At 49.9% G+C, this 8,655-nt stretch carries 7 protein-coding genes and 1 tRNA gene; 6 read left to right on the top strand and 2 right to left on the bottom strand.

Annotation, left to right across the window (positions count from 1 at the left end; translation table 11 throughout):
- Window positions 1-58 precede the first annotated feature (58 nt).
- Window positions 59-1,399 carry a type I glutamate--ammonia ligase gene (glnA, locus tag C3F13_09910; GenBank protein PWB53274.1) on the bottom strand — a complete coding sequence of 447 codons (1,341 nt, stop codon included), beginning with the start codon at window positions 1,397-1,399 and terminating at the stop codon, window positions 59-61.
- Between the two features lie 115 nt (window positions 1,400-1,514).
- On the opposite strand from glnA, the gene C3F13_09905 reads away from it, so the two are divergent.
- The 4 genes from C3F13_09905 (at window position 1,515) to C3F13_09890 (ending at window position 4,771) form a co-directional block, all read left to right on the top strand.
- On the top strand, window positions 1,515-2,384 hold the full coding sequence (locus tag C3F13_09905; GenBank protein ID PWB53273.1) for a hypothetical protein: 870 nt from the start codon (window positions 1,515-1,517) through the stop codon (window positions 2,382-2,384).
- 4 nt (window positions 2,385-2,388) lie between these two features.
- Window positions 2,389-3,030: a hypothetical protein gene (locus tag C3F13_09900; protein ID PWB53272.1), complete on the top strand. Its 642-nt coding sequence runs from the start codon at window positions 2,389-2,391 to the stop codon at window positions 3,028-3,030.
- A 440-nt stretch (window positions 3,031-3,470) separates the two neighbouring features.
- Window positions 3,471-3,562 (top strand) — tRNA-Sec (locus C3F13_09895).
- A gap of 33 nt (window positions 3,563-3,595) precedes the next feature.
- A complete protein-coding gene (locus C3F13_09890; GenBank protein ID PWB53271.1) occupies window positions 3,596-4,771 on the top strand; it encodes a site-2 protease family protein in 1,176 nt (391 codons plus the stop codon).
- A gap of 131 nt (window positions 4,772-4,902) precedes the next feature.
- Here the strand turns inward: C3F13_09890 and C3F13_09885 are convergent, their stop codons facing one another.
- Window positions 4,903-5,841 carry a hypothetical protein gene (locus tag C3F13_09885; protein PWB53270.1) on the bottom strand — a complete coding sequence of 313 codons (939 nt, stop codon included), beginning with the start codon at window positions 5,839-5,841 and terminating at the stop codon, window positions 4,903-4,905.
- 192 nt (window positions 5,842-6,033) lie between these two features.
- On the opposite strand from C3F13_09885, the gene C3F13_09880 reads away from it, so the two are divergent.
- Together C3F13_09880 and C3F13_09875 are read left to right on the top strand one after the other, a co-directional pair.
- On the top strand, window positions 6,034-7,860 hold the full coding sequence (locus C3F13_09880) for a hypothetical protein (protein ID PWB53269.1): 1,827 nt from the start codon (window positions 6,034-6,036) through the stop codon (window positions 7,858-7,860).
- Between the two features lie 132 nt (window positions 7,861-7,992).
- On the top strand, window positions 7,993-8,265 hold the full coding sequence (locus C3F13_09875; protein ID PWB53268.1) for an FmdB family transcriptional regulator: 273 nt from the start codon (window positions 7,993-7,995) through the stop codon (window positions 8,263-8,265).
- Window positions 8,266-8,655: the final 390 nt, after the last annotated feature.

The following is an 8,655-nucleotide window of genomic DNA, read 5'->3' as shown; positions in this document are numbered from 1 at the left end:
TCTATTTTTTAGGGTTCAGATCAGAGCATGGCGGTTCATAGAAATTCTTCTTTAAGGATCAGGCTTGTTCCAGATATCTTTCAAGTTCCCAATCTGTGACCTTCATCTGGTATTCCACGATTTCTTCCTTCTTTGCCCTGACGAAAGTTTCGTAAATCGTATCGCCTACTGAGTTTCTGATAACGGTGTCATTCTCCAACTCGTTCAATGCTTCACCTAATGAGCCAGGCAGCTCTGCCACACCCAATTCCTTACGCTCATCACTGGATAGCTCATAGACGTTAACCTGATTCAAGGGCTTGGGGCAAGGTAATCTCCGATCGATGCCATCCAGGGCGGCTGCCAGCATAGCCGTGAAGGCCAGATAAGGATTGGAAGACGGATCGGGGAAGCGAAGCTCAGCACGCGTGGAATTATCCCTGCCAGGTGACCAACGCGGGATGCGGATGAGAGCCGAGCGGTTTATTTGCGCCCAACCGATGTATACCGGAGCTTCATAACCCGGCACAAGACGTTTATAGGAATTCACCGTGGGTGCTACGATAGCTGCCAGGGCACGTGCATGCTGCAACTGACCAGCGATGAATTGATAAGCGGTATTTGATAAATGGAATTCATCCTCGGTGTCAGAGAATAGATTTTTACCCTGCATGTCAAACAGTGATTGATGCACGTGCATCCCCGAGCCATTGATGCCAAAAATGGGTTTCGGCATGAATGAGGCAATCAAACCGTGCTGGGCAGCAATCGCCTTGACGGTGTATTTTAAAGTCAAGACGTTATCGGCGGTGCGTAAGGCGTCATCGAAGCGGAAGTCGATCTCATGCTGCCCCAGTGCCACTTCATGGTGGCCAGTTTCCACTTCTAATCCCATCCCTTCCAAGGCATCCATCAGCTCGGTGCGAACCCTCACAGCTTCATCGTTGGCTGAAAAATCAAAATAGCCGCCCACGTCATGGGGAACTGGATGAATACTCTCCTGACCGTTTCCCCCGCGGAAGAGGAAAAACTCCGGTTCAGGGCCAACGTTATACTTCCAGCCGCGCTTGGCTAACTCAACCAGTAGTCGTTTAAGGGTGCCGCGCGGGTCCCCAGGAAAAGGTTTACCGTCCGGTTGGAAAATCTCACAGAAGATGCGCGCCCGGCGTAAATCCGGCAATGTCCACGGCAGCACGGCATACGTGTCGAGATCCGCTACCAGGCGCATATCACTCTCCTGGATGCGGGCGAATCCTTCAACCGACGAGCCATCGAACCACATGCCATCTTCTAATGCGTCGGCTAGGCGGGCGATAGGGATATCCACGCTCTTCACAGTGCCGATTACGTCTGTAAATTGCAAGGAAATAAACTTTACTGCGTCTTCTTTTACACGTGAGATTAATTCCGCACGATCCATACATCCTCCAGTCACAAACAGATCAATTATTATCCGGTTGATCTTCCTGCTGACAATTGCCCGATATTTTATCACACCCTAAGAAACCCAAGAGGGTTAATGGAAGTGGTATGATATGCCGTCAGGAGAAAATATGCAGGAAATCGCTATAATAACCGATACAGATTCAAGAATTCCGTTTGAGATTGCAGCACGTTATAACATCTACCAGGTGCCCATCACAGTAAACTTTGGTGAACAATCCTATGAAGCGGTCTATGCGATCAACGATGCAGACACCTTCCGCCGTATTGATGGAGAGGGTAAACTGCCTACTACAGCCGCTCCAGCACCAGGAAAATTCATCGCTGCGTATAAAAATGCATTCGATGCTGGAGCAGCGAAGATTGTATGCATATGCGTCAGTAAAGAAATGAGTGCCACCTTTAATGCTGCGGTCACTGCCAGTGCAGAATTTCCTGACCGGGAAATCCAGGTGATTGATTCCCGCAGCCTGTCAATGGGGTTGGGGTTTATGGTTCTGGCAGCCGCGGAAGCTGCTGCTCAAGGTGCAACTGTTCGGGAGATCATCCAGGTGGTGGATGATCTTCGATCAAGGACTTGTTTGTATACAGCCCTTTCCACATTAAAATATCTGGCCATGGGTGGCCGGGTAAGCAACCTGGCTGCTGGTGTTGCATCAGTGCTGAGTGTAAAGCCCATCTTAACCATCCGTGACGGAAAGCTAGACTTGCTAGAACGGGTGCGGACCCAGAAAAAATCCTGGGAAAGGGTCATCGAACTATGTGCCCTTTCTATCGGTGAAAAACAGATCGAAAAGATGTGCGTTCTGCACGTCAACTCCACCCAGATGGCCCAACAGTTTTCCGAAGAGATGCGGAGCAGGATGAGCTGCCCAGCGGATATTCCACTGGTTGAAGTCACACCCGGCTTATCTGTCCATTCTGGTGCCGGGATGGTCGGCACTGTAATTGTGGTTAAATAGGTGCATGACAGTCATCACGCTGCTAACGGATTTCGGGATCCGGGATGGATACCCAGGAGTCATGAAGGGGGTGATCTGGAGTATCGCCCCTCAAGCTCAGATTGCTGATCTCAGCCATGAAATTGCCCCTCAAAACGTGCTGGAAGCTGCGCTATTGCTTGGTCGTTCCTACTATTATTTCCCGGATGAGAGCATTCATGTGACGGTCGTCGTCCCGGGTGTGGGCACGCCTCGCCGGGCGATTGCTGCCAATATTGGCTCACACTATTTCATAGCCCCCGATAATGGACTATTGACTATTGTTATTGAACAGGCCGAATCTAATAATTTGCCTGCGAGGTTTATTAACCTGAACAAACCAGCATATTGGCTGCCATCGGTGTCGAACACCATTCACGGGCGTGATATATTTGCTTCGGTCGCAGCCTATCTGGCCTTGGGAACAAGGTTTAGATCCCTGGGAACCTTGATTGATGATCCGATCCGCTTGGAAATACCCAGACCACAATCGACTCAAAAAGGCTGGATTGGACAGGTAATTTCCATTGATCATTTTAGAAATTTATCCACCAACCTGCACTTCAGTCTCGAGGGTGAGCAAAGGAATGCAATTGTCAGGATAAAAAATAAGTCGATATCCGGTTAAGCATCCAGTTTTGCGCAGGAACCATCTGGAACCCTGATTGCCTTACGAGATAGTAGCGACTCAATTGCCATATCCATCGTGAATGGGAATGCCGCGCAGTCCCTCAGTGCACAGGTTGGTGACCAGGTTGAGTTGATCTTATCTTGATGGTTTGCGCTTTCTGGCCAGCCAAGGGAATATCCTGGTTGCTGCTGCCACCAAAGCTCAATGCGTGACGATCAGAAATTAAGTATATTAAACTGAAGAAGATCTACAAGATTACCAATGACATATCGGTTGGAATCCTAACTTCCCAATATACTTATTTCTCAGAATTGTTCAACACAAACGCGACATTCCCCTTGAGATGCCTCTGGGCGGATTGTTCACATAGCCTGATAAACTTAACTTAACCTTGTTTCCTTGCCAAAAGCACCCCCCTGCGGTATCCTTAGCCGTTGGGAGTGGTTGAGTTCCGGTGGGCTCCCCGGTCTTCAAAACCGGTGGCGGGTCGCGTTGCGGGCCGCGGTGGGTTCGACCCCCATCCACTCCCGCCTATTATTAATGGTAAAGGATTGGGAAAATTATGCTTCCTGAAGAGAACGATCTCTACACACCGATCATCACGAAATACTTTCGGGTGTTCGAAACCTACGAAGGTGATGAAAAGAAAGGCTATTTACTACGCTATCGGGGTAATTTGCTTAACGATAATTCTGCCGAGGCGTATGAGCAGCTAGCGCAGGAGCTGCGGCCATTATACGTGACTCCACTGTTCCGCATGGAAGGTGATCAGCAAGTTATCCAGCTGATGAAAGGTATCATTCAACCCAAACCAACCAAGGTCTGGGGAAATATTGTGTTTTTCATCCTGACTGTAATCAGCGTGACGTTTGCTGGGGCATTCTTCTTTTCGACCGGCGTACTACCTAACACAGTCAATGGCTGGATGAGTTTTATGAAAAGTGGCCTTCCTTTCGCCATACCGCTCATGACGATCCTGGTCTTCCACGAATTTGGCCATTACCTTGCCGGTCGGTATCACAAAACTACAGTCACCCTGCCTTTTTTCATCCCATTTCCACTCAGCTACTTCGGGACGATGGGTGCGTTTATCCAATTAAAAGAACCACCTAAAAACAGACGGATATTATTAGATATCGGCATCGCCGGTCCCCTGGCAGGTGTGCTGGTGGCTATCCCAATTCTGATTTTAGGTATCTATCTTTCACCGGTTCAGAAGATCCCTTACCCATTGCCACTCGGCCAGATTTTTGAGGGCAACTCTATCATCTATCTGCTCCTCAAATTGATCATCAAAGGGCAGCTTTTACCCCAACCGGCTACCTATGCGGGTGTAAACCCCATCTTATATTGGATCCGTTACTTCTTTACCAGCTCGCCCCTACCCGCGGGTGGTTTCGATGTCATCATCAACCCGATTGTTTGGGCGGGTTGGGCCGGGCTACTGGTGACATCCCTGAACCTGATTCCTGCTGGTCAGCTAGATGGTGGGCATATCATGTATGTCTTGATCGGAAAGAAATCGGTGAGGTTGCTCCCCTTCATCTTGGTCGCTTTAATTTTATTAGGCTTTGCCTGGAGTGGCTGGTGGCTATGGGCAGCACTGATCTTCTTCCTCGGTCGCCTGCATGCAGAACCGCTCGACCAGATCACCCCACTCGACCCGAAGCGCAAAGCCCTAGCAGTTCTGGGTGTGATTCTCTTCATCCTGGTATTTATCCCGGTCCCGCTGGTGTGATCGGCTATCCTCCTCAGGTCAATTAGATCTATATTCACAATCAAGAAATATTATAAGGCTTTCCCCGGATTTATTGATAGACTATTCATGTGTCAGGCTTGGGGGAAGTCGCGTGAGTCTCGTAATGCTAACTACGGTCTTGCTTCGGCCAGCACTTCGATGTGATCAATTGCACCCGCCAGGCTGTATACCGTGAAATCAAACTCGGTCTCCCCCGCCGATTTCCACTTACGCATCCCGAGGATATTCCCATCGGCATCGAAAGCCACAGCCAATAACCATAACTGCGAAAGTGTAGACCCTTCGGGGAGCAGCACATTGCCGCTCAGCGTGGCTTCACTGCCATCTGGGTCGATCACCACCTGGTCGATATTCACCTGAGGATCAAGGTAGCGTTCGTCAGCACCATTAACTATCAGTGCGCTTAGTAGTTCACTGCGCGGTTCGAAAGTATCTGGCAAGGGTGGGGCAAAGTATGCCATCAACGGCATGCTATCTCCCGGTCTTAGGATATTCAATGGTGCATAGGCAGTTTGGCTGGCGAAAGTCTCACCCTGATCATCCAATAGACCGATCCATACCGATAGGTTTTCGAGACTCTCTTCGAGATCATTCTTGATGGCAACGATACACCAGGCACCCCCATCGCCGGTGCGTACGCAGCGTGGCGACCCTAGAACCACGGGCACAGCAGTGGGGCTGGGGAGAGCTTCTGGGGTGGCACCGCTCAAAGGTATGACCAGCTGTAAACCCTCACCCATGAAATGCGGGTCGACTGTGGGATTAGCCGCCTTAAGCTCATCCAGGGTGATCCCGAATTGAAAGGCAATACCCAGCATGGTGTCATCGTTTTTAACAGTATACAGGAATGGAGTGGGGGTAGGCGAGGGTGTCACGGGGATCGTCAGCTGGATGGTTGGCAGCGCACGAGTGGGGCTAGGCGTCACCGTCATATATGGAGTCAGCACGCCTGGAGAGGTGATGGTGGGGCTAGCTACAGTAGTCACCTGGGCGCATCCACTAACGACAACGCTCAGGATTAACAGCAAAATGGCTAGTCTTGGTATCATAGACCTTGATTATACCCAATCCGAGCAATGGTTATTTTCAGAACAACCATAGAGAATGAATCATAGTTATTGCCTGGTTCTCAATATTTATAAGACCACTCAATGGATTTTTCATTTCATGTATCAGAAAAATCTTGTCGTTCTCAACTTGCTCTACGTGAAATGCTGTGCTAAACTTTAGCGAAGAGACCAATGGCTGAAGAAAAGATGTATAAAGCCGCCCTGGAGGCGATCGACCAGGGACAGACTGCCCGAGCTCGTGACTTGTTCACCCGCCTGTTGCGGACGGATTCCTCCAAGTCAGAATACTGGCTCTGGATGAGCACGTTGGTTGAATCCAACCAGGAGCGCATCTACTGTCTTGAATCTGCCCTGCGAGTTGATCCCGATAACGAGGCTGCAAAACGCGGGCTAATCATCCTGGGAGCCCGGGAGGCAGGTAAGGATGTCACACCTGCGCCACCCACTAAACGCAACTGGGAAAAAGAGCTGGAAGTAGTCGCCGAGCCACCCAAATCCCTGTTCAGGCGTATCTGGGACAACCGTGTTTTCCGGTTTGCTACCCTCATCATTGCGGGTCTCATCGTGGTTGGGCTGGTTCTTGGCACAGTATTTGGCACGCCGCATAAACCCGAAGAGGTAGTGATCATCAAGGTCTCTCCATTCCCAACCAAGACCCCTGAGCCAACCCTCACCCCTACAGCTACACGCACCCTGGCGGTACGCACACCTACCCCGGCTTTTGTAGGTGCCACACCGCTCTGGAAGTTCCTATCAGAGACATACACACCCATGCCGTTATATATCAACACACCCCACCCGGCACTGGAGGCGTATCGCGCGGGGATCAGTGCTTATGAGAAGGAAAATTGGGCCGCAGTGTTGGACTTCATGAAACAAGCAGCTGCGCTTGAGCCAGGCTCGCCCGACATCCTTTACTATATTGCAGAAGCCTACCGCATGATGGGTGAATACCAGGAAGCCGTGATTGCTTATGAGCAAGCCCTAGAAGTCAATCCACGATTTGCCCCTGCATTCCTCGGGCGGGCTTTGGCATATGAAAAAATCAATCCGACAGCGGACATCGAAGGTGAGCTGAACTACGCCATCGAGTATGATCCCAACTATGTCGACGCCTACCTAAACCGAGCCCGGGTGAAGATTGAGCATAACAATCCGACCGGTGCATTGGACGACTTGCTGGCGGTGGATAAACTGGTCCCGAGCCAACCTATGATGTATATTTTATTAGCCCAGGCCTACCTAGAATTGAACGACTCGAATGCTGCGTTGGAGGCTGCCCAGGTGGGCTACCAGCTAGATAAAACATCCTTAACTGCATACATAACACTTGCCAAGATCTACCTCGCTAAAAACAACTCGAAGCAGGCCATTCAATTTATTGACCAATACAACGGATATGCCCCTGATGATGCCGAAGGTTGGGCAATAAAGGCACAGGCTGAGTATCAGCTGGGAAACTTCACCCAGGCATTGAATGCCTGCCAGGAAGGCATCACCGCAGATGAAAGCAATGCCCAATCCTGGTATTACTGTGGGCTGATCCACCTGAACCAGGGAGATGCACGCGCAGCTGTTAATGAGTTCGTTGCAGCAGTCAATGTCGATCCAGCCAATTATCCATACAGCCTTGCCTTAGCCAGGGCTTTATGGGCTGACGACCGGTTGTCTCAAGCGGCTCAACAGTTTGATGGTGCCGAGCTGCTGGCTGCTACCGATCGCCAGCTAGCTGAAGTGTATTACAACCGGGCTCGGGTTTACGAACAGGCCGGCAACTTGACCAAGGCTAAGAAAGATTGGGAGCAACTGCTCGCCCTACCTCCCGACCAGGTGCCTACTTACTGGCTGCAGTATGCCCAAGAACATGTCAGGTTAATAAACCCTGCCACACCGAGCGAAACGCCCGAGGGTACCAACCAAGCAACTAAGACCGAAACAACTACGGGTACACCTGCACCGAACCGTACTCCGACCCCCAGCCCAACTCCGAAGAAGTAATTCGTAACAGATACATTTATCCTCAATTTGTTAGAGTAATGTTAGAACTACCCTGATGATGTCTTGTCACTCAGGCAAGGACGCGCTATAATGCGCTCGAATTAGTAAAGGGTAGGGAAGGTTCGAGGAAAAATGCCAGTATATAGCTATCGTTGTGAAAATTGTGGTGTCCAGTTCGATCGTTTTCAAAGCTATAACGATCCGGTCCTCACCCGCTGCCCTGAATGCAACAAGAAGGCACTCCGTAAAGTTTACACACCCGTGGGAATTGTATTCAAAGGCTCAGGCTTTTACTCCACCGATCACCGCTCAGCGTCTGGTTCCTTCAATCGTTCACCGAAGGAAAGCGAGTCAGGAAAAAAGGACGAGCCAGCGAAGCCAACTACGGAAAAATCATCGGAATGATAAAAACAATTTTTCAAAATGGGCACAGCAATGAGCCCATTTTTTTTATTAATATCATGGATAAAACAACGGGGAGTTGGAGATATCTCCAGTTTCCTTAATAACAGAGCAATCAGAGAATTGTGACTAAAAATTTGTCTCGGCCACTACCCCTAGAGTGTGTCTTGAGCTTTCATGCCCGCATTAGAAAATGACTAATCTCTTCAACCAAGGGTCGCCCTGTTGCCAAAATGGGAACCTGGAGGCTAGTGGTTAACAGTTTTTATCACCATGGGTACCGTAAGCTCTATTAAATAATAAGCTCCTCGACTTGAGCGTTCTTTGCGAAACACCACAGGTTTTTTGTGGTGCTGAGCGCTTTTTGCGAAACACCCGGTGGTTTCCCGGGTG

Source organism: Anaerolineales bacterium (assembly GCA_003105035.1).
Classification (GTDB): domain Bacteria; phylum Chloroflexota; class Anaerolineae; order Anaerolineales; family UBA4823; genus FEB-25.
Note: the sequence above shows the minus strand (reverse complement) of the source record. Positions and strands in the feature narration are given on the sequence as shown.

What these genes read in the sequence shown, in the direction of transcription:
- glnA (PWB53274.1), bottom strand. Translation starts at nt 1,399, where the DNA reads ATGGATCGTGCGGAATTAATCTCACGTGTAAAAGAAGACGCAGTAAAG.
- C3F13_09905 (PWB53273.1), top strand. Translation starts at nt 1,515, where the DNA reads ATGCCGTCAGGAGAAAATATGCAGGAAATCGCTATAATAACCGATACA.
- C3F13_09900 (PWB53272.1), top strand. Translation starts at nt 2,389, where the DNA reads ATGACAGTCATCACGCTGCTAACGGATTTCGGGATCCGGGATGGATAC.
- C3F13_09890 (PWB53271.1), top strand. Translation starts at nt 3,596, where the DNA reads ATGCTTCCTGAAGAGAACGATCTCTACACACCGATCATCACGAAATAC.
- C3F13_09885 (PWB53270.1), bottom strand. Translation starts at nt 5,841, where the DNA reads ATGATACCAAGACTAGCCATTTTGCTGTTAATCCTGAGCGTTGTCGTT.
- C3F13_09880 (PWB53269.1), top strand. Translation starts at nt 6,034, where the DNA reads ATGGCTGAAGAAAAGATGTATAAAGCCGCCCTGGAGGCGATCGACCAG.
- C3F13_09875 (PWB53268.1), top strand. Translation starts at nt 7,993, where the DNA reads ATGCCAGTATATAGCTATCGTTGTGAAAATTGTGGTGTCCAGTTCGAT.